Here is a 19,446-nt window from a genome sequence, read left to right as displayed (position 1 = left end):
GAGGGGGGCGTCGGAGCCCTGGGTGCGGAGGATGTCGCAGTAGTCGGCCATCGTGCCGTCGGTGGCGAGGGCCAGCCCCTCCAGCTTGGTCACGATGTCGCCGCCCTGGATCCCGGCCTCGGCGGCCGGCGACCCGGACTCCACGGCGGCCACCCAGACACCGGAGAGCGCGCCCTCCTCGTCCACGACCGCTTGGCCGTTGATGCCCAGGTACTCGACGTGCTCGCCGGCCTGCATCTGCTCGACCAGGGGCTGGGCCTCGCCGCCGGCGATGGCGAAGGACTGGCGGGCCTCGGCGAAGCTGGCGTAGTTCACGCCGACGACCCGGCCCTCCTCGTCGACCAGCGGGCCGCCCGAGTTGCCGGGGTTGATGGTGGCGTCGTGCTCGATGACGGCGTCGACGGAGGCCCAGTTGGTCTCGCCTGCGGCGTCGGCCTTGGAGACGATGCCGCGGGTGAGGGTGAACTCGGGGTCGCCGAGCGGGAACCCGGCCGCGAAGACGTCCAGGCCGGTGCTCACGTCGCCCTCGTGCCAGGCCATGAACGGGAACCCGTCGCCCTCGATGTCGATGACGGCGAGGTCCGAGCACTCCGAGGTGCCCAGGATCTGGGCGTTGCGGGGCTCGCTGTCGCCGCCCACGTACACCTGCAGCGACGCCGCCCCGGTGACCACGTGGTTGTTGGTGACGGCGATGCCCGACGGGTCGATGATGAACCCGGAGCCGGCGCCGGCAGCGTTCAGCTGCTCGCCCAGCTCGGGGTCGACGAAGCTGCCCTGGGCCACGATCTGCACGGTCGCCGACTGCACCTCGTCCACCGAGCCGATGGCCCCACCGGACGCCGCCTGCTCCGTCGTCGTCCCGGTGCTGCCGGTCGTGCCGCCGTCGTCGTCGTCATCGTCACCGCCGCCGGCGAGGAGGGCGACGGCGCCGACGATGATGACCAGCGCGGCGAAGAGGCCGATGCCGATGAGCAGGCCCTTCTTGCTCTTGCCACCGCCCGACGGCCCACCCGGCGGCGGCCCCCAGCCCGGCGGCTGACCGCCGGGCGGCGGCCCGCCCGGCTGGCCCCAGGCCGTCTGCGGCTGCTGCCCCGTCGGGGGGTACTGCTGCCCGCCGGACGGCGGGGGCGGGTACGGCTGGCCGCCGGACGGCGGCGGCGGGTACTGCGGCTGCCCGCCGCTCGGCGGGGGCGGGTACTGCTGGCCGCCCGAGGGCGGCGGGGGGTACTGCTGGCCACCGCTCGGCGGCGGCTGCTGCCCGCCGGTGGGCCACCCACCCTGCTCCGGGTACGGCGGGCCGCTCTGACCGCCCGATGAACTCATGTGCGCTCCCTCTCGTTCGCTCCTCCGCCCTCAACGATGGCCGGAACGAGCGCCCGATACAAAGCATCCCCCCGGCGAGGGGCGGTGCGGTCAGGCCAGGTTCTCCCGCCAGAAGAGGATCAGGGGGACCGTCAGGAGCCACACGCCGACCGCCGCGGCGAGCAGGAGCAGGCCCTTGGTCAGGGCGAACTGCCCGATCTCCCGGCGCATCCACCGTTCCGAGCACTCGTGCAGGCCGTGGCCGGTCTTCCCGGTGCAGGCCCCGCCCCTCGCCACGGCGGTCGGGCCGGTGTCGGACGGTGGCCGGGCGGCGGCCGCCTCGCTCCTCGGCGGGAGCGCCGTCCGATCGCCCAGCCACTCCGTGAGGGCGGCCCGCATCCGCTCGTGGCCCCGCTGGTTGGGGTGGAGGCTGTTGTGCCACCAGTTCAACGGGTTGGCGGACTGCTCGAGCGTGCCGACCACAGTGTTCAGCGCGAAGAAGTTGACCGCTGCGTCCGCGGCGTCGCCCGGGCACACCTGCATCCCGGCGAAGGCGTCCGGCATCGTGTCCACGACGTAGAACCCGGCGTCGGCGGCCGCTGCGGCCACCACCTCGTCGAGCGCGACGGCGAAGTCGTGGAGGAAGCGGTGCTCCGCGTCGGTGAGGGTCGAGGCTGCGCAGCTCGCCCGGGCGATCGGGATGGGATAGGGCACGACGACGACGGGCACCTCGCCGACGGCGGCACGCACCTCCCCGTAGAGCGTGCCGAGTCGCTCGGCGAGCTCGCCCAGGTTCGCCATCCAGGCGCCGGCGAGCTCCGAGCAGTCGCCGGCGAGCAGGCAGGTGCGGCCGACGGTGCCGAACCCGGCGTCGTTTCCGCCCACGCTGAGCAGGACGACCTTCACCTCCAGCCCGTCCGCATCCCGGCGGGCGACGAGGTCGCCGACCTGGGTGCGCACGTCGGCGGTGTCGGCGCCCGAGCAGGCGAGGAAGAGCAGGTCGTCGGCCAGGGCCTCGTGCCGGTCGAGCGCGAGCAGGGCGGCGAAGGCGGTCGGCGCCTGACGGCACTCGTTGTCGCCCTTCCGGTTCGTGCCCTCGAAGAAGGCGTCGGCACCCTCGCCGGACATGTACGAGTCGCCGAGCGCCGCCATCACGGTCTCGCCGCGGTCCGCCCGCGTGGGGTCGGTGGTCGGCACGGTCCGGTGGGTGAGAGTCCAGACGACCGCGGCCATGGCGACGACCAGGACGACGTCGGTGTTCGTCCTCGATCCGATGGCGAGCACGAGCAGGAGGAGAGCCGCGGCGACGAGCACGAGGTGCGGCCCGCCGACGCCGAGCGCCGCCATCCAGATCAAGGCCGCGGCGAACAGGCTCGCCCCGACGGCAGCCATCACCGCGCGGCGACGGTCTGGCCGGCGACCGAGCGACCGGGTGACGGTGGCGGTCGCGAGCGCCACGCCGACGGGCAGCAGGCCCAGTCCGGCGGCCGCCAGCCAGGCCCCGACGGTCCACCCGGTGACGGCGAGGACGACGAGCCCCAGGGCGGTGAGCCCGCCCGTGGCCAGGAGCGCGGGGCGGTGCCAGCGCTCGGCGACACCCTCGGTCCGCAGCTGCTCCACGGCGACGCCGAACCCCAGGTAGGTGACCGCGAACCCGAAGAAGCGCCAGCCGTCGGCCCCGGACAGCCATCCGGCGACCATGAGCACTCCGCCGGCTACCGGGAGCGTGAGCGAGAGCAGGAAGCGGCGGCACCCCTCCGGCCGCCCCAGCACCTGCGAGCGGACGACCCGGTCGAGGGCGAGCGCGGAGGCCACGACGCCGAAGAGGGCGAGGATGGCGAGGAAGAGCGAGCGGTGGCGCAGCGCGATGAAGAGCCAGCACGCCGCGACGTAGGCGAGGAGCCGGACCCCCACCTGTGCCCGGCGCCTCCAGGTTTCGTTCCCCGTCATCGCCCACCTGCCCCGTCGAGTGCGGTCGTCACCGATCAGGACGAGGAAGCCCGCCGCCGGATACGCGCGACGCGGGAATGGTGGAGGTGGCGGGAATCGAACCCGCGTCCTTCGGGATCTTCCCGAGGCTTCTCCGAGCGCAGCCGATGGAGGATTGTCGGGCGGTCGCTCGTCACCGGCACCAGGCGACCGCCGTAGTCAGCTAGATGTCCCCGGGCGGCCCGCTGACGTGGCCGTTCGGGTGAGCCCCGCTAGATGGTGCCCGCATCCGGCCCACAGGGCAGAGGCCGGGCGGACATCGCTACTTGTTAAGCAGCGAGCGCGACGTTGTCGTCGGCGTTTGTGTTTGGTTCCGGCTCTTTAACGTGGCTCCGGAGACCACGGCTCGCTTCCCTCAGGTCGACGACCGAAGTCGAAACCGATCACCCCCGTGTTGTCGTACGGCGAGGGGCCAGTCTACCGGCGCCGGGCGGCCGCCATCGCCCTCGCCGCCTCCCGCTCGGCGTCCCGCTTGGCGATGGCCTGACGCTTGTCGTAGCGCCGCCTGCCCCTGGCCACGGCCAGCTCGACTTTGGCCCGGCCCTCCTTGAAGTACAGCGACAGCGGCACGAGCGCGAGCCGGTCCTGGGCGACGCGGGCGCCGAGGCGGCCGATCTCGTCCCGGTGCAGCAGGAGCTTCCGGCGCCGCTCGGGGTCGTGGCCGGTGTGGGAGGAGGCGTGCAGGTAGGGCGAGATGTGGACACCGTGCAGCCACACCTCGCCGCCCTCGACCCGGGCGTAGGCGTCGGCCATCTGCACCTTCGACTCCCGCAGGGACTTCACCTCGCTGCCCTGGAGGGCGATGCCGGCCTCGACGACGTCGAGGATGTCGTAGTCGTGCCGCGCCCTGCGGTTCGAGGCGATGACCTTGGTGCCCTTGGGAGCCATGGGGGCGACCAGGCTAGCGAGCTACGGGCCGGCGGGCCCGGGGCGGGCGGCCCGGCTGGCGGCGTAGGCGGGCAGGCGCAGCCGGTTCAGGAGCCCGGCGGGGACGAGGTCCTCGCCGGTGTGCCAGGGGTCGAAGGCGAGCTCGCGGTCGGCGGCCTCGTCGTCGGCGACGTGGTGGTCGAGGACCAGCTCGGCGATGCGCTCCCACCGGCCGAGCAGCGGGGCCGCGAACAGCTCGATCGTCACCGGCAGACCGGCGGGCACGTCGGCCAGGGTGCCGGGGTCGACCGGCCCGGCCCGGAACAGCACGAGCCCGTGTGGGGTGCGGTAGGGGAGGATCGTCGACGAGCCGGTCGACGAGAACGCCGGCGCCGGCACGAGCAGGTGGCGGCCGACCGGTGCCCGCAGCGACGACACGAGCAGCAGGTCCTGGTCCCGCCCGGGGCCGTGGGCCTCGGGCACCTTGACGGCCACGCCGTTGAAGTCGGGCAGGGGGTGGCGCAGCCCGAGGCCGCGGGACAGGCGGACGACGACCGGCACCGGCCCGGTGGCCTCGGGCGCCAGCAGCCGCCCGACCTCGCCGGTCAGCCGGGCCGTGCCGTGGAGGGTCAGGCCCCTGGGGTGGAACACCCTGGCCCGGCGGGCCCCCGAGAGGGCGCCGAACAGGCGGCCGGTGGCGGTCGCGAGCCAGGGGGGCAGGTCGGCTGGGCGGGGCGGGTCGGCGACGGCGGGCGTCGGGTCGGCGACGGGCACGGCCCCGGCTCGTACCCACCCGCGCCGCCGCTACCCTCCGCCCGTGCTGAGGGTGACCGCCGACGTCCACGCCCGGCTGGTCGCCCACGCCTACGACGCCCTGCCCGACGAGGCGTGCGGCCTGCTCGCCGGCCCGGCGCCGACGGCCCCGGGCGGCGGCGACGTCAAGGCGACCCGCTTCTACCCGTGCCGCAACGCGGCCGCGTCGTCCCGGGTCTACACGGTCGACCACCGCGACTACCTGGCCGCCGAGGACGACGCGGACGCGGCCGGGCTGGCCATCGTCGGGGTCGTCCACTCCCACACCCACACCGACGCCTACCCGTCGCCCACCGACGTGGACCGGGCCGCCGACCCCTCCTGGCGCTACGTGATCGTCTCCCTCCGCCAGGAGGCGCCCGTCACCCGCGCCTACCGCATCGCGGACGGCCGGGTCACCGAAGAGGCGATCGCCCTCGAGCCCCGGTAGATTCATTACCGACTGAGTCGGCTTTCGAGGGAGGACGTGCCGTGCCCGACGTGCGACTGCCCACCGTGCTGCGCCCCCACGCCGGCGGCCAGTCCAACGTGCACGCCAACGGCGGCACCCTCGACGAGGTCATCGGCGACCTGGTCCGCCAGTTCCCGAACCTGGCCGGCCGCATCAAGTCCGACGACGGCGCCATCCACCGGTTCGTGAACGTGTACGTGAACGACGAGGACGTGCGCTACCTGAAGGGCCTGGACACCGAGGTCACCTCGGGCGACGTCGTCGCCATCGTCCCGGCCGTGGCCGGCGGCTGACGTGGCGCTCCACGAGTCGGTGCTCGACACCATCGGCGACACGCCGATGGTCGACGTCAGCCGGCTCAGCCCCAACCCCCACGTCCGCATCGTCGCCAAGCTGGAGGGCCAGAACCCGGCCGGGTCGGTGAAGGACCGCATCGCCCTCGCCATGGTCGAGGAGGCGGAGAAGGACGGCCGCCTCTCGCCGGGGCAGACGATCCTCGAGCCGTCGTCGGGCAACACCGGCATCGCGCTGGCGATGATCGCCCGGCTGAAGGGCTACCCGCTCAAGGTCGTCCTCCCGGAGAACGTGTCCGTCGAGCGCCGCCAGCTGCTCGAGGTGTTCGGCGCGGAGGTGATCCTGTCGCCCGGCGCCGAGGGGTCGAACGGGGCCGTCCGGCGGGCCAGGGAGATGGCCGACGAGCACCCCGAGTGGGCGTTCCTCTACCAGTACGGCAACAGCGCCAACCCCCGGGCCCACTACGAGACGACCGGGCCGGAGATCTGGCGGGACTGCCCGCAGGTCACCCACTTCGTGGCCGGCCTGGGCACGACCGGCACCCTGGTGGGCGTGGGGCGGTACCTGAAGGAGCGCAACGCCGGCGTGCGGGTGGTCGCCGTCGAGTCGCCGTCGGGGGAGCTGGTCGAGGGCCTGCGCAACCTGGACGACGGCTTCGTGCCCCCGGTGTTCGAGGAGTGGGGCGGGCCGGAGCTGCTAGACGCCCGCTGGATCGTCCGCCCCCGCGAGTCGATCGAGTGGACCCGGCGGCTGGCCACCGAGGCCGGCATCCTCGCCGGCATCTCGTCGGGCGCGGCGATGGCCGGCGCGGTGAAGGTCGCGGAGCGGACCGAGGAGGGCGTCGTCGTCTTCCTCGCCGCCGACGGCGGCTGGAAGTACCTGTCGACCGGCGCGTACACCGACGACCTCGACCGGGCCGCCGACGCGGCCGGCTCCATCGTCTACTTCTAGGCGCCCCGTAGGCGCCCCGTAGTGTGGGGCCGGTGGACGACCGGCCCCTCGGCATGTTCGACAGCGGGCTCGGCGGCCTGACCGTCGCCAGGGCCGTCATCGACCTGCTGCCCGACGAGGACCTCGTCTACGTCGGCGACACCGGCCGCTACCCGTACGGGCCCCGCGACCTCGACGAGGTGCGGGGCTTCGCCCACCAGATCGCCACCTCGCTCGTCGAGGACCACGGCGTGAAGCTCGTCGTCGTCGCCTGCAACACGGCCGCCGCGGCCGCCCTCGGCGACCTGGCGGCGGCGCTGCCCGTCCCCGTCATCGGCGTGATCGAGCCCGGCGTGCGGGCGCTGGCGGCGGCCACCCGCAACGGCCGGGTCGGGGTCATCGGCACCGTCGGCACCATCGCCTCGGGCGCCTACCAGCAGGCCGTCGACGCCCTGGGCAAGGACCTGGACCTGACGTGCGCGGCCTGCCCCGGCTTCGTCGAGTTCGTCGAGCGGGGGGAGACGGCGAGCGACCAGGTGCACGTGCTGGCCGAGCGGCTCCTCGCCCCGGTGCGGTCGGCGGGGGTCGACGCCCTGCTGCTCGGCTGCACCCACTACCCGTACCTCGCCCGTACGATCGCCGACGTGATGGGCCGGGACGTCGTGCTCGTGTCGTCGGCCGACGAGACCGCCTTCGAGCTGCGGGCCACGCTCGCCGCGTCGGACCTCGCCCACCGGCCCCGCCGGGCGGGCGACCGCCCGACCCACCGGTTCCTGTCGTCGGGCGACGTCGACCGGTTCACCGACCTCGGCCGGCGCCTGCTCGGCCCGGAACTGGGCGGGGCCGAGGCCGTGCAGTGGGCCTGAGCATCACCGTCCTCGGCTGCGACGGCACCTACGCCGGGCCGGGCGGGGCGTGCAGCGGCTACCTGGTCGAGGGGGGCGGCACCGCCGTGTGGCTCGACGCCGGCCCCGGCACGCTGGCCAACCTCCAGCGCCACGTGGGCCTCGCCGACGTCGACGCGGTCGTCGTCAGCCACGGCCACCCCGACCACTGGCTGGAGCTCCCGGTGTTCCACAACGCGCTGAAGTACGGCCTCGGCCGGAAGGGCTTCCCGGTGTACGCGCCGCGAGCCGTCCGCCGCCAGGCCGACTCGCTCGGGTCGACGAAGGGCACGTTCGACTGGCGGGTGGTGGGCGACGGCGACGAGGCGACGATCGGCGGCCTGTCGTTCCGCTTCTCCCGCACCGACCACCCCGTCGAGACCCTCGGCGTGCGGGTGGACGGCGACGGCCGCTCGCTCGCCTACTCGGCCGACACGTCGGACGGGTGGTCCCTCGGCGAGCTCGGGCCTGGGGTCGACCTCGCCGTGTGCGAGGCCACCCTGCTGGCCGACCGGGAGGGCACCGCACCGCACCTGAGCGGCCGCCAGGCCGGGGCGATGGCGAAGGCGGCCGGCGTGGCCCGCCTGGTGCTCACCCACCTGTGGCCGACGAGCGATCCCGACCGCCACCGGGCCGAGGCCGAGGCCGCGTTCGGCGGGCCGGTCGAGGTGGCCGAGCTGCACCGGAGGTACGACGCGTGAGAGTGGACGGCAGGGAGGCGGACCAGCTGCGCCCGGTCGCCTTCGAGCGGGACTTCACCGAGATGGCGACGGGCTCGGTGCTCGTCAGCATGGGGCGGACGCGGGTGCTGTGCACGGCGTCGGTCGACGAGGACGTGCCCCGCTGGATGAAGGGCAGGGGCAGCGGCTGGGTGACGGCCGAGTACTCGATGCTGCCCGGCTCGAGCCCCGAGCGGGTGCGGCGGGAGGCCCAGACCGGGCGGCCGTCGGGGCGCACCCAGGAGATCCAGCGGCTGATCGGCCGGGCGCTGCGGTCGGTGTGCGACATGGTCTCCCTCGGGGAGCGCCAGGTGGTGGTCGACTGCGACGTGCTCCAGGCCGACGGCGGCACCCGCACGGCGTCCATCTGCGGCGGCTACGTCGCCCTCCACGACGCGCTGAGCCGGCTGCTCCAACGGGGGGTGATCGGCGCCCACCCGCTCACCGACGCCTGCGCCGCCGTCTCCGTCGGCATCGTGGGCGGCACGCCGATGCTCGACCTCGCCTACACCGAGGACTCGACGGCCGAGGTCGACATGAACGTCGTGATGACCGGCGAGGGGCGGTTCGTCGAGGTCCAGGGGACGGCCGAGGGCATGGCGTTCACGAGGGGCGAGCTGGACGAGCTGCTGATGCTGGCCGAGCTCGGCATCGCCGACATCGTCGCCCGCCAGCGCGAGGTGCTGGCCGACCCGCCGTCGCGCCGGTGAGGCTCGTCCTCGCCTCGGCCAACCCCGACAAGGCGGCCGAGATCCGGGCCATCCTCACGGCCGCCGTCCCCGGCCTCGAGCTGCTGCCCCGGCCGGCCGACGTGCCCGACGTGGTGGAGGACGCCGACACCCTGGAGGGGAACGCCCGGCTGAAGGCGGTGGCGCTGTGCGAGGCGACCGGCGAGGCGGCCGTGGCCGACGACACCGGCCTCGCCGTCGACGCGCTCGGCGGCGCGCCCGGGGTCTGGTCGGCCCGCTACGCCGGGCCCGGCGCCACCTACGACGACAACGTCCGCCGCCTCCTCCGGGAGCTGGACGGCGTGCCGGCCGACGAGCGCACGGCCCGGTTCGAGACGGTCGCGCTGGTCCGCTTCCCCGACGGGCGGGAGGTGGCCGTCCGCGGCGCCGTGGCCGGCCGGATCACGACCGAGCGCCGGGGGACGAACGGCTTCGGCTACGACCCCGTCTTCGTGCCCGACGACGGGGACGGCCGGACCCTCGCGGAGATGACGGCGGCCGAGAAGGACGCCATCAGCCACCGCGGCCGGGCCTTCCGGGCCCTGGCCGGGCGGCTGGCCGGCCTACCAGCCCCGTAGGTCGACCTCCCACACGTCGACCACCTCCTCGCCGTCGACCACGTGCAGGCGCTCGTGGAGGGCGACGGTCGGGTCGACGTGGGCCGGCAGCAGCCCGACGCGGTCGCCCACGACCGGCATCGGCGAGCCGTCCTGCGGCGAGAACGTGGTGTGCTCGTCCGAGCAGAACCAGACGGTGGCGCCGTCGATCGACGGGTTGCCGTGGTCCATGCCGAGCGCCTTGAGGCCGCCGTCGGCCACCGCCCACCCGCCCTCGCTCACGGACACGACCGTGCACAGCAGGGTCAGCGCCTGCCCGAACGGGAGGCCGAGGGCGGCGTACTGGGTGTCCATCAGCGTGTAGGAGCCGGCCTGGATCTCGGTGGCCGTCGTGTTCAGGTCGTAGGTGCCGGTGCCGCCGGCGGACACGACGTCGCCGCCGACGGCCTCGTGGGCGGCGGCCAGCTTCGCCATGCACGCCTCGACGACGGCGGCCCGCTCGGCCCGGTCGCCGACGATCATGGCGTGGCCCTCGTAGCCCATCACCCCGCGGACCTCGAGGCCGAGCGCTCGGCACAGGTCGGCGAGGCGGCCGGCGTTCTCCGGTGGGCAGCCGCAGCGGGGGAGGCCGACGTTCACGTCGACCAGCACCTCGGGCACGCCCCCGGACGCGGCGGCGCGGGCCGTCGTCTCGGAGTCGACGGCGACCGTCACCCGCGCCCGGCCCGACCCGACGACCGCGCCGAGCCGCGCCGCGCCGGCGTCGAGCACCTCGTTGGCGAGGAGGAGGTCGTCGCCCAGGCCGGCCGCGGCCATGCCCTCCACCTCCCGCACGGTGGCGCAGCAGAACGACCGGTGCCCGGCGCCGGCCAGCCGCCGGGCCAGCGCCGTCGACTTGAACGCCTTCACGTGGGGCCGCAGGCGGGGGCCGGGCAGCGCTGCGGCCATCGTGGCCACGTTGTCCTCGAACACGGCCCGGTCGACGAGCAGGGCGGGGGTCGGCAGGTCGGCGACGCGCATCGGCGCCGACCCTAGGACGGCTGGCAGCGCGGGCAGGCGTAGGCCGTCCGGGCTCCGAGCTGCCAGCGCTGCACGGGCGTGCCGCACCGCCGGCACACCTCCTGCTTGTAGACGTACCGCCCCTCCTCCTGGCGCAGCCGGGACAGCGGCCGGCCCACCTCCTTCGGGTCGACGGTGATGATCCGCCCGCTGCGGAGCGCCCGCCGGAGCTGGGCGACGGTCACCGCCCACAGCGCGTCGAACGTCAGCCGGTTCACGTCCCTCGCCGGCCGCGACGGGTGGACGCCGACGAGGAACAGCAGCTCGGCCCGGAGGACGTTGCCGATGCCGGCGACGACCGACTGGTCGAGCAGCGCGGCGCCGACCGGGGCACGGCTGCGGGACAGCCGCCGCCACATGCGCTCCGGGTCGGCGCTGCGGTGGAGCGGGTCGGGGCCGAGGCGGGCGAGGGCGGCGTCCCGCTCGGCCGGTCCGACGAGGTCGCAGCGGGTCGGGCCCCTCAGGTCGTAGCTCCACCGGTCGCCGGTGAGGCGGAGGCGCACCTGGCCGACGGGCGGCTCGGGCGGCACCGGCTGGCGCCGCCAGGTGCCGTAGAGGCCGAGGTGGACGTGGAGCACGTCCGCCCCCCACCAGGCGAACAGGTGCTTGCCGTAGGCCTCGGCCCGGTCGAGGGCGCGCCCGTCGAGGCGGGCCGCCCCCGCCTCGAACCGGCCCTGGGGCGACGAGGCGGCCAGCGGCTCGCCGGCGAGGTCCTCGTTCAGCGACCGGGCCAGGCGGTGGAGGGTGTGGCCTTCGGGCACGGCACGATCCGACCACACGGCCGGCCACGAACGACAATGCGGACGAGAGGGAGGTGGCCGCGTGGCCGACCGCTACGACCTGGTGATCGTCGGCATGGGCTCGGGCGGCATGGTGGCGGCCGAGTTCGCCGCCACCCTCGGCGTGCGGGTGGCGGTGGTCGAGCGAGGGCGGGTGGGCGGCGACTGCCTCTGGACCGGGTGCGTCCCGTCGAAGGCGCTGCTGGCGTCGGCGAAGGCCGCGCACACGATGCGGACGGCCGACCGGTGGGGGCTGCCGTCGGTGGACCCGGAGATCGACACCGAGGCCGTGTGGAAGCGGATCAGGGCCGTGCAGCACGCCATCGCCACGACCGACGACGACCCCGACCGCTTCCGGCGCCTCGGCGTCGACGTGGTGCGGGGGACGGCCCGCCTGGCGGGCCCCAACCGCGTCGACGTGGACGGCCGCCGGCTCGGGGCCCGCTTCGTGCTGCTGTGCACCGGCAGCCGCCCGGCCGAGCCGCCGGTCGACGGCCTGGCCGCGGCCGGCTACCTCACGAGCGAGACCGTGTTCGAGCTGGACCGGGCGCCGGCCGGCCTCGTGATGATCGGCGGCGGGCCGATCGCCGTCGAGCTGGCCCAGGGCCTCAACCGCCTCGGCGTGCGCACGACCGTCCTCCAGCGGGGGCCTGGCATCCTGCCGAGGGACGAGCCCGAGCTGGTGCGGGCGCTCGCCGACGTGCTGACCGGCGAGGGGGTCGACCTGCGCCTCGGCGTCGACGTGCGGGCCGTGACCGTCGAGGGCGGTCGCAAGGTCGTGCACGGGACGGAGGGCGGTCGGGAGGCGACGTGGTCGGCGGAGGAGCTCTTCCTGGCCGTGGGCCGGTCGCCCAACGTCGAGGGGCTCGGCCTCGACGACCTCGGCGTCGCCACGGGCGCGAGGGGCGTGCTGGTCGACGAGCGGATGCGCACGAACCTGCCCTGGCTCTACGCGGCCGGCGACGTGGCCGGGCGGTTCCTGTTCACCCACGCCGCCGGCTACGAGGCGGTGCGGGCCGTGCGCGACATGTTCTTCCCGGGGAAGGGCAAGGTCGGCGACCTCGTGCCGTGGTGCACGTTCACCGACCCGGAGCTGGCCCACGCCGGCCTCACGTCGGCCGAGGCCAGGGAGCGCCACGGCGACCGCCATGTCGACGTCCGGCGCCTGGCGCTGTCCCACTCCGACCGGGCCAGGGCCGAGGGCCACACGGAGGGCGCGGTCGTCGTCGTCACCGCGAAGGGGCGGGTCGTCGGCGCGCACGTGCTGGCGCCGGCCGCCGGCGAGGTCGTCCACGAGCTGGCGCTCGCCGTCCGCAAGGGGATGCGGCTGGCCGACGTCGCCGCCCTCGTCCACGTCTACCCGACGCTCGCCACCAGCGTCGGCCAGCTGGCCGCCGAGGCGGCGTTCGAGTCGGCGAGGCGGTACCGCTGGCTCGTGCGCCGCCGGTGGCGGTGAGGGAGGCTGGGGCCATGCGTGAGTGCCAACCGGCCAGGACCACCGAGATCAGGGCGCTCCAGGTGGGGGAGCACCTCGTGGTCGCCGTCGCCGTCGAGCTCCCGACCCCGGGCTTCGACGTCGAGATCCAGCAGGCCATGACCGACGTGGAGCCGCCGTCGTTCACCGTCCTGCGCTGCGCCCGGCCGGGCGCCTGGCCCAGGGTCGTGGACCAGCGCCGGGAGGCGGCGGTGTTCCGGGTCGGCACCCGCCGCGACGAGGTGGTGGTGGGCGACGAGGCCGACCCCGAGCGCCGGGTGCCGGTCGAGGACCTGTTCGACGTCGAGCCGGGCGCCGCCGCTCGGCTGGCCCCCTCGCCGGCGCCGGCCGAGGAGGCGGTCGAGGACGAGGCCGTCGGCATGTCGCCCAACCTCTCCTTCGACGAGGCCTTCGCCGACGCCATCGCCAAGCTCGGCGGCGGCGGGCGGGTGCCGGCGCTGATCCCCGACGACCTCCAGACCGTCACCGTGGTCGACGTGTCCGCGCTGTTCGGCGGCATCGCCGGGTTCCACCACCTGGTCGTGCGGGTCCGCCGGTAGATGGCGGTCGCCGACGACCTGCTCGACCTCGAGCACCGCTTCTGGGACGCCAGCGCCGCGGGGTGGGGCGACTTCTACCGCCGGCGGTGCACGCCCGACGCCGTGTTCGTGTTCGGGCCGACCGGCCCGATCGACCTGCCCGCGTGCGCGGCGGCCATCGACGGGACGACGGCCCCGTGGACCGACGTGCACCTGTCCGGCTCCCTGGTCGTCCCCCTCGGCGAGCACGCCGCGCTGCTCACCTACCGGGCCTCGGCCCGGCGGGAGGGCGACGAGGCCGCCGCCGACCTCTACGTGTCGTCCGCCTACGTCAGGGACGGCGAGCAGGGCTGGCGCATGGCGTTCCACCAACAGACGCCCGCCGCCTGAGGGCGGCCGCGGCGACGGCCAGCTCGCCCGGCGTGTTCACGCCGAGGGCGTCGCCGGCCGGGTCGCAGCGGACGTCCGCGACCTCGACGCCGGCCCGGTGGGCGGCGGGGACCACGCCGGTGACGAGGCACTCGCCGCCCGCCCGCCCGGGCGGAAGGTCGCCGACCAGCGCGGCCAGCACGTCGTGGGCCGCCGCGTACACGGACGCGTTGACCTCCCCGTCGTCGCCGTTCGGCTCGGCGAACCCGACCACGCGGCCGGCGCCGTCCCGCACGACCGGCCCGTAGGCGCCAGGGCCCGGGCGGGCGGCGGTCAGCACGGCCAGCGCCGACGGCCGGGACGCGGCGAGCACCGCCGAGAACGTCGCCGCCCGCAGCAGCGGCGTGTCGGCCAGGGCGACGACCACGTCGGTGGCGGCGTCGGCCACCGCGGCCAGGCCGAGGCGGAGGGCGTCGCCGTTGCCCGTCGGGGCCGCCTGGGTCACGAGCCGGGTGCCGCCCGGCCCCCGCCAGCCCGACCAGGCGCCGTCGGCGCCGGTCACCACGACCACCTCGTCCACCACCTGGCCGAGCGCGGCGACGACGTGGCCGACGAGCGGCCGGCCGTGCAGGAGGACCAGCGGCTTCGGGACCCTCGAGCCCATCCTCGTGCCCGCGCCACCGGCCAGCACGACGCCGACCGCCCGCCGGCCGTCGCCCACGGCTCAGGCGGCGAAGCCGCAGGCGGTGCCGTTGAGCAGGGTCACCGGCCCGGCCGGCTCGTCGACGGTGACGACGTGGTCGACCACGAGCGTGTGGAACGGATGGGCCAGGGTCGCCGTGCCGCAGCCCGTGTGGACGATCGTGAGGCGCACCGGGGGCGGCGGCGGCGACGGCCACCGGCCCACCAGGTCGGCCATCGCCTCCAGCGTGTCGGCCCCGAGGCGGCGCACGCCGATGCTGGCCCGCCCGGCGGCCTGGACGGCGGCGAGCGCGTGGGCGCACCCGGGCCCGGCCGACGCCTCGGCCGCCGCGTTGGTCAGGAAGGCCAGCATCCCGGGCGCGGCGTGGTGGCGGACCAGGTCGTGGAAGCGCACGAGCACGGAGCCGAGGGTGGCGTACGGGCCTCCTACGCCGGCGTCGGCCATCAGCCGGTCGTAGAGGACGACGCCGTTCTCCGCGTCCACGCCCGGCACGTCGCCGACGAGCTTCCCGCAGTCGTGGAAGGCGCCGGCGAGCAGGGTCGCCCGGAACACCGCCTCCTCGGCGTCGCGCGCCCAGCGGGCGACGGCGGCCAGCAGCGCCGTGCCGGCGGCGCCGAGCGGGCCGGACGCCCTGGCCGAGAACCAGGCCAGGTCGCCGCGACGGAGGGCGTGCAGGCCCTCGACGAGGGCGACCGTGTGCTCGCCCTGGGACTGGACGCGCCCGTCGGGGAGCCGGTTGCGGGCCGGGTCCCGGCCGTACTCGGCGAGGCGCCCGAGCGGCGTGCACCCGTCGAGCGCGGCCCACAGCGCCTCGGGCGACCGCCACGGGGCCGGGTCGTCGACGACGGCCCGCACGCCGGGCGGGTCGCAGGCGGCCAGGAAGGCCTGGCCGCGGGCGGCGAGCGCCCCGGAGCTCGGCCAGGGCCGCTCGTCCCTGGTCAGGAGGTCGATGGTGCCCGCCACGCGCCGCATGCGGCGAACGTAGTGCACCCCCGACCGAGTTGCTCGGTTCGTCCTGGTTCTGGTGAGGTGTCCCCTCCCCCTTGGCTACGATCCCGCCGTGCGCGTCCTCGCCATCGGCGCCCACCCCGACGACGTCGAGCTCGGGTGCGGCGGGGCGCTCCTGCGCCACGCGGCGAGGGGCGACGAGGTCCACCTGCTGGTCATGACCGTCGGCGAGCTGGGCGACGGCGGCCGGGCCGTGCGGCGCGCCGAGCAGGAGCGGGCGGTCGAGCGCCTGGGCGCCGCCCGCCTCCACTGGGGCCGCTTCCCCGACGGGGCCGTCCCGCCCGACCGCCGGGCCATCTCGCTCGTCGAGCAGGTGCTCGCCGAGGTCCGGCCCGAGCTCGTCTACGGGCACGGGCCCTGGGACACCCACCAGGACCACCGGGCGACGTCGGCCGCCGTCCTGTCCTGCTCCCGGCGCGTCCCGAAGGTGCTGCTCTACGAGACGCTGACGACGACGAGGGCGTTCTCGCCCACCCACTACGTGGACGTGAGCGCCGTGCTCGAGGCCAAGCTCGACCTCCTCGGCTGCCACGCCAGCCAGGTCGAGGCCGGCCGGGTGCGCACGGCGGCCGTGCGGGCCAGGGCCGCGGTGCGGGGCGACGAGGCCGGCGTCGCCGCGGCCGAGGCGTTCCAGGCCGAGCGCTACGTCATGACCCTGTAGCGCCGGCGCTGCGCCGGTTCGCGAGCTATAGCGGCCGGCGTGTCGTGATGAGCGAGGTTCTCAGGGATTGCGCGCCATCGAGGGGGGTCGAGTCATGCCGCGGCAACCCTGTTCACGAGGTCGCCGGCGACTCGTTCCACGCAGTTGGCAACCACCAATGACATCCGCATCCGTCAGCCCGTGCGAACGACGACCGTCCTCGAGGGAGGGAGAATCACCCCGTCGCCACGGCGCGGTACGAGGTCTCCTCGAGCCTTCGCAAGCGGTAAGCCAAATGCGCACGAGCCTGCTCGACTTCTCGAATACGAAACGCCGTTGCGGCCGTGTGGTCAAGCTCACTGAGCACTGGTGCGCTCGAATGCTCCGCTTCGTCGAATCGCTGAGTGGTGCTCCGGAGCTGCCGGGCTGCGTCAAAGCAGCGCTCAGCCTCGTCCTCCACCCTCAGCAGCGTACTGACGGCGCGGCGAACGCCCGGTGCCGCTGTGGGCAGCTGCTGGGTGGTCTCGATCGCCTCCTGCAGTTGCTCCAGCACCTTGGTAACTTGCAACAACAGGTCATCCACGTCGAAGGTCGTCAGCGGCTCGGCCGAGCGGACCGTCGACAGGAACTGCTGACGAAGCTGGCGAGCGGTCAGGATCGCCAGACGAGCAGCCGACGGCAGACCAGTATCGCCGACCGCTCGACGTTCGAGCTGGTCCAGGGTGACCAGGCGGATGCCGGCGGCCACTGCCTTTTGCTGAGCGGCGCGCGAGAAGCCACTCTCCGCGACAATGACACCGACATCGGCTTCGTTCTGCCGGCGGAAGCCCTCGACGAGGACGGCGAACGCTGCAACATCGTTGACCCCAACGATTTGGCTACCCGAACGACATTCGACCGCCAGATGTATGGCGGTGCCCGATGGGGTGCGCTCAATGGCGAAGACGTCGATCTGGCTGCCCGACAGCGGATAGTCCACGAACGCGTCCGCGCCGGTCTCTCGGTAGAGACTCGCGACGTGCTGTTCGAAGGCAGACCAGCTGGTATCGGCGCCGGCCACCCTTCCAAGTGTTGCAGAATATTGTGCCGTAGCGCTGCGGACGCTGCCGGGGACACCCCGACGCGCCATCTCATTGTTGCGCGGGCTGTCCATCTCCGGGAAGCGACGTCGACCAGTGGCCAAGCTGGGCCGTCGGCCGATCGCGTCCTGCCTTGGCTGGAGTACGTCAGCCGGGTTCTCTCGTACGCCAACCCAGGTGGACCGGACGTGAAGCAACGGTGGCGTGACGGCGCGTCCCCAGCTCGGAAGATGCACGGTTCGGGTGCGGGCGAGAGGACTCGAACCTCCACCCCCGAGGGGACCGGGACCTAAACCCGGCGCGTCTACCAGTTCCGCCACGCCCGCTCGGCCGGCGGCCGCCAGCGTACGCGGCACGGACCGCCCGGCCCGGCCGACCGGTAGCCTTCGCACCCATGGAGCACCCCGACCTCGCCCGGTTCGTCCCCACGGCGCAGATGGCGGTCATGGACCCGAGCCAGGACGTCTTCAACCGCCTCCTGCGGAACCGCATCATCTTCCTCGGCACCGACGTCAACGACAACGTCGCCAACCTCATCACCGCCCAGCTCCTGTACCTGGAGAGCGAGGACGCGGACCGGGACATCTGGCTCTACGTCAACTCGCCGGGCGGGTCGGTCACCGCCGGCATGGCGATCTACGACACGATGCAGTTCGTCAGCCCGGACATCGGCACGATCTGCATGGGCCTCGCCGCCTCGATGGGCCAGTTCCTGCTGTGCGCCGGGGCCAAGGGCAAGCGCTTCGCCCTCCCGCACGCCCGGATCATGATGCACCAGCCCTCCGGCGGCATCCAGGGCCAGGCGTCGGACATCGCCATCCAGGCCGAGCAGCTCATCTACATCAAGCGGCTGATGGCCGAGCGGATCGCCTACCACACCGGCCAGGACGTCGACCAGGTCGAGGCCGACTCCGACCGGGACCGCTGGTTCACCGCCGAGCAGGCCAAGGACTACGGGATCATCGACCGCGTCATCGTCCGTCGCGGCCAGATGGACCGGGTCACCGCCGCCTGACCCGCCTCACCCCCCGGCCGTCGTCGACGTCGGCGCCGCCGTCGTCGGCGCGGCCGTCGTCGGCGCGGCCGTGGTCGGTGCCGTCGCCGCCGTCGCCGCCGTCGTCGGCTCGCCGGCCAGGGTGACCCCGCACTCGCGGGACGCGTAGCCGGCCACCTGCTCGCCGGCCGCCTGGAGCTCGTCGCGACGGTCGCCGAGCCCGGCGAGCACGGCCAGCGCCCCGGTCCGGTCGTCCCGCGGCACCTCGGCCAGGTCGTCGGCCACCTCGCCGACGGCCTCGGCCAGCTCCTCGACCTCGTCCTCCACCTCGCCGGGGGCGTCGCCGGCCAGCCCGTCGAGCTCCTCGGCGGCGTCCCGGAAGGCGGCCGCGCTGCCGGCCGGGTCGTCGGGGTCGAACCGGTCGAGGACGGCGTCGACGGGCTCGGACGACCGCAGCCGCTCGCAGAACGACCGCTCGTCCCCTCGGCTCGAGCAGCTGCCCAGGGCGCCGGCGGCGACCACGAGCGCGGCGGCGAGGGCGACGGTGCGGCGGGGCACGGGCCGAGCGTAGGGCGGCGCTCCGGCCGTCCAGGGGACGGTCCCGGAGGCTGTCACACCCCCTCGGTAGGGTGCCGGGCATGGTGACTGCGGCGGTCGACGAGGTGGCGGAGGTGGCCGGACCACCGGCGGCGCCGGCCGCCGGCCGCCTCCACGTCGTGCCCTTCGGCGCCCCGGCCAGGGCCGTCGTCCACGCCGTGGTCGAGGAGGTGAAGGCCGGCGATCCGCTGGCGCCGGTCACCGTCGTCGTGCCGTCGGCGCTGGCCGGGCTCTCCCTGCGGCGGGCGCTCGCCGCCCGGCCGGGCGGGTCCGTCGGCGTCCGGGCCGTCTCCCTCCCCGAGGTGGCCGCCCTGCTCGGCGCCCCCCGGCTGGTGGCGGCCGGGCGGCGCCCGCTCACCCCCGTGCGGCGGGGGGCGCTCGTGCGCGCGGCGCTCGCCGGGGGCGACGGGCGAGGGCTCGGGATCGCGCCCGGCGGGGCGGCCGAGGCCGCGCTGGCGGCCACGTTCGCCGACCTCGCCGCCGCCGACGAGCGGGCCCTCGCCGCCCTGGCCCGGTGCGGCGAGCGCGCGGCCTTCGTCGTCGCCGCCCACCGCCGCTACCGCCGCCTGGCCGCCGCCTGGTACGACGACGCCGACGTGGTCGTGGCCGCGGCCGCCGCCGTGTGGGAGGGCACGCCCCTCCGGGCCGAGGTCGGGCACGTCGTCCTCCAC

23 protein-coding genes, 1 tRNA gene and 1 other RNA gene are annotated in these 19,446 nt (G+C 75.1%); 13 read left to right on the top strand and 12 right to left on the bottom strand.

Going from position 1 to position 19,446, the window contains the following annotated elements:
* From VGB14_06810 to VGB14_06790, 5 genes are all read right to left on the bottom strand, one after another.
* A partial coding sequence (locus VGB14_06810) for a trypsin-like peptidase domain-containing protein (protein ID HEX9992618.1) occupies nucleotides 1–1,323 on the bottom strand: 1,323 nt, incomplete at its 3' end.
* Between the two features lie 90 nt (nucleotides 1,324–1,413).
* Nucleotides 1,414–3,216 (bottom strand): GDSL-type esterase/lipase family protein, encoded by a 1,803-nt coding sequence (locus VGB14_06805; GenBank protein HEX9992617.1) that lies wholly within the window; start codon nucleotides 3,214–3,216, stop codon nucleotides 1,414–1,416.
* Between the two features lie 114 nt (nucleotides 3,217–3,330).
* Nucleotides 3,331–3,682: a transfer-messenger RNA gene (ssrA, locus tag VGB14_06800) on the bottom strand.
* A 26-nt stretch (nucleotides 3,683–3,708) separates the two neighbouring features.
* Complete coding sequence (smpB, locus tag VGB14_06795) at nucleotides 3,709–4,179, bottom strand: SsrA-binding protein SmpB (GenBank protein ID HEX9992616.1); 471 nt, start codon at nucleotides 4,177–4,179, stop codon at nucleotides 3,709–3,711.
* Between the two features lie 21 nt (nucleotides 4,180–4,200).
* Nucleotides 4,201–4,932 (bottom strand): hypothetical protein, encoded by a 732-nt coding sequence (locus VGB14_06790; protein ID HEX9992615.1) that lies wholly within the window; start codon nucleotides 4,930–4,932, stop codon nucleotides 4,201–4,203.
* A gap of 43 nt (nucleotides 4,933–4,975) precedes the next feature.
* On the opposite strand from VGB14_06790, the gene VGB14_06785 reads away from it, so the two are divergent.
* From VGB14_06785 to rdgB, 7 genes are read left to right on the top strand one after another with little or no spacing between them, the layout of a single operon-like run.
* Nucleotides 4,976–5,401, top strand: a complete 426-nt coding sequence (locus tag VGB14_06785; protein HEX9992614.1) for a M67 family metallopeptidase — start codon at nucleotides 4,976–4,978, stop codon at nucleotides 5,399–5,401.
* A 41-nt stretch (nucleotides 5,402–5,442) separates the two neighbouring features.
* Nucleotides 5,443–5,715, top strand: coding sequence for a ubiquitin-like small modifier protein 1 (locus VGB14_06780; protein HEX9992613.1), 273 nt, complete (start codon nucleotides 5,443–5,445; stop codon nucleotides 5,713–5,715).
* 1 nt (nucleotide 5,716) lies between these two features.
* Complete coding sequence (locus VGB14_06775; protein ID HEX9992612.1) at nucleotides 5,717–6,667, top strand: cysteine synthase; 951 nt, start codon at nucleotides 5,717–5,719, stop codon at nucleotides 6,665–6,667.
* A 32-nt stretch (nucleotides 6,668–6,699) separates the two neighbouring features.
* Entirely contained in the window at nucleotides 6,700–7,512 is an 813-nt protein-coding gene (murI, locus tag VGB14_06770) for a glutamate racemase (GenBank protein ID HEX9992611.1), read from the top strand.
* A complete protein-coding gene (locus VGB14_06765) occupies nucleotides 7,503–8,231 on the top strand; it encodes an MBL fold metallo-hydrolase (protein HEX9992610.1) in 729 nt (242 codons plus the stop codon). The genes murI and VGB14_06765 overlap by 10 nt, the downstream gene beginning before the upstream one ends.
* Nucleotides 8,228–8,959 (top strand): ribonuclease PH, encoded by a 732-nt coding sequence (gene rph / locus VGB14_06760; GenBank protein HEX9992609.1) that lies wholly within the window; start codon nucleotides 8,228–8,230, stop codon nucleotides 8,957–8,959. Before VGB14_06765 ends, rph begins: the two co-directional genes overlap by 4 nt.
* A complete protein-coding gene (gene rdgB, locus VGB14_06755) occupies nucleotides 8,956–9,555 on the top strand; it encodes an RdgB/HAM1 family non-canonical purine NTP pyrophosphatase (GenBank protein HEX9992608.1) in 600 nt (199 codons plus the stop codon). The genes rph and rdgB overlap by 4 nt, the downstream gene beginning before the upstream one ends.
* Here the strand turns inward: rdgB and VGB14_06750 are convergent.
* A complete protein-coding gene (locus VGB14_06750; GenBank protein HEX9992607.1) occupies nucleotides 9,541–10,554 on the bottom strand; it encodes an alanine racemase in 1,014 nt (337 codons plus the stop codon). The two genes, rdgB and VGB14_06750, sit on opposite strands and share 15 nt — an antisense overlap.
* 11 nt (nucleotides 10,555–10,565) lie before the next feature.
* On the bottom strand, nucleotides 10,566–11,354 hold the full coding sequence (locus VGB14_06745) for a DNA-formamidopyrimidine glycosylase family protein (GenBank protein ID HEX9992606.1): 789 nt from the start codon (nucleotides 11,352–11,354) through the stop codon (nucleotides 10,566–10,568).
* A gap of 61 nt (nucleotides 11,355–11,415) precedes the next feature.
* Between VGB14_06745 and VGB14_06740 the strand changes: the two genes are divergently transcribed.
* The 3 genes from VGB14_06740 to VGB14_06730 are packed head-to-tail and all read left to right on the top strand — an operon-like array spanning nucleotide 11,416 to nucleotide 13,775.
* A complete protein-coding gene (locus VGB14_06740; GenBank protein ID HEX9992605.1) occupies nucleotides 11,416–12,828 on the top strand; it encodes an FAD-dependent oxidoreductase in 1,413 nt (470 codons plus the stop codon).
* Between the two features lie 14 nt (nucleotides 12,829–12,842).
* Nucleotides 12,843–13,406, top strand: coding sequence for a hypothetical protein (locus tag VGB14_06735; protein HEX9992604.1), 564 nt, complete (start codon nucleotides 12,843–12,845; stop codon nucleotides 13,404–13,406).
* On the top strand, nucleotides 13,407–13,775 hold the full coding sequence (locus VGB14_06730) for a nuclear transport factor 2 family protein (protein HEX9992603.1): 369 nt from the start codon (nucleotides 13,407–13,409) through the stop codon (nucleotides 13,773–13,775).
* Here VGB14_06730 and VGB14_06725 read toward each other — a convergent pair.
* Together VGB14_06725 and VGB14_06720 are read right to left on the bottom strand one after the other, a co-directional pair.
* Complete coding sequence (locus VGB14_06725; protein HEX9992602.1) at nucleotides 13,717–14,475, bottom strand: NTP transferase domain-containing protein; 759 nt, start codon at nucleotides 14,473–14,475, stop codon at nucleotides 13,717–13,719. The two genes, VGB14_06730 and VGB14_06725, sit on opposite strands and share 59 nt — an antisense overlap.
* Before the next feature lie 3 nt (nucleotides 14,476–14,478).
* Nucleotides 14,479–15,429, bottom strand: a complete 951-nt coding sequence (locus tag VGB14_06720; protein HEX9992601.1) for a hypothetical protein — start codon at nucleotides 15,427–15,429, stop codon at nucleotides 14,479–14,481.
* An 88-nt stretch (nucleotides 15,430–15,517) separates the two neighbouring features.
* Between VGB14_06720 and VGB14_06715 the strand changes: the two genes are divergently transcribed.
* A complete protein-coding gene (locus VGB14_06715) occupies nucleotides 15,518–16,126 on the top strand; it encodes a PIG-L deacetylase family protein (protein HEX9992600.1) in 609 nt (202 codons plus the stop codon).
* 214 nt (nucleotides 16,127–16,340) lie between these two features.
* Here VGB14_06715 and VGB14_06710 read toward each other — a convergent pair whose 3' ends face one another.
* A complete protein-coding gene (locus tag VGB14_06710) occupies nucleotides 16,341–17,165 on the bottom strand; it encodes a restriction endonuclease (protein ID HEX9992599.1) in 825 nt (274 codons plus the stop codon).
* A gap of 263 nt (nucleotides 17,166–17,428) precedes the next feature.
* Nucleotides 17,429–17,510: transfer RNA gene (locus tag VGB14_06705), tRNA-Leu, on the bottom strand.
* Between the two features lie 110 nt (nucleotides 17,511–17,620).
* Between VGB14_06705 and VGB14_06700 the strand changes: the two genes are divergently transcribed.
* Nucleotides 17,621–18,199: an ATP-dependent Clp protease proteolytic subunit gene (locus VGB14_06700; protein HEX9992598.1), complete on the top strand. Its 579-nt coding sequence runs from the start codon at nucleotides 17,621–17,623 to the stop codon at nucleotides 18,197–18,199.
* 6 nt (nucleotides 18,200–18,205) lie between these two features.
* On the opposite strand, the gene VGB14_06695 is transcribed toward VGB14_06700, so the two are convergent.
* On the bottom strand, nucleotides 18,206–18,736 hold the full coding sequence (locus tag VGB14_06695; GenBank protein ID HEX9992597.1) for a hypothetical protein: 531 nt from the start codon (nucleotides 18,734–18,736) through the stop codon (nucleotides 18,206–18,208).
* A gap of 80 nt (nucleotides 18,737–18,816) precedes the next feature.
* On the opposite strand from VGB14_06695, the gene VGB14_06690 reads away from it, so the two are divergent.
* On the top strand, nucleotides 18,817–19,446 hold a 630-nt coding region (locus VGB14_06690), incomplete at its 3' end, for a hypothetical protein (protein ID HEX9992596.1).

Source organism: Acidimicrobiales bacterium (assembly GCA_036399815.1).
Taxonomy (GTDB): Bacteria; Actinomycetota; Acidimicrobiia; order Acidimicrobiales; family DASWMK01; genus DASWMK01.
This window is presented reverse-complemented; position numbering and strand designations above follow the sequence as displayed.

Excerpts from the sequence above, each read along its gene's own strand:
- smpB (HEX9992616.1), bottom strand. The coding sequence starts at position 4,179 with ATGGCTCCCAAGGGCACCAAGGTCATCGCCTCGAACCGCAGGGCGCGG.
- VGB14_06750 (HEX9992607.1), bottom strand. The coding sequence starts at position 10,554 with ATGCGCGTCGCCGACCTGCCGACCCCCGCCCTGCTCGTCGACCGGGCC.
- VGB14_06735 (HEX9992604.1), top strand. The coding sequence starts at position 12,843 with ATGCGTGAGTGCCAACCGGCCAGGACCACCGAGATCAGGGCGCTCCAG.
- VGB14_06730 (HEX9992603.1), top strand. The coding sequence starts at position 13,407 with ATGGCGGTCGCCGACGACCTGCTCGACCTCGAGCACCGCTTCTGGGAC.
- VGB14_06720 (HEX9992601.1), bottom strand. The coding sequence starts at position 15,429 with ATGCGGCGCGTGGCGGGCACCATCGACCTCCTGACCAGGGACGAGCGG.
- VGB14_06700 (HEX9992598.1), top strand. The coding sequence starts at position 17,621 with ATGGCGGTCATGGACCCGAGCCAGGACGTCTTCAACCGCCTCCTGCGG.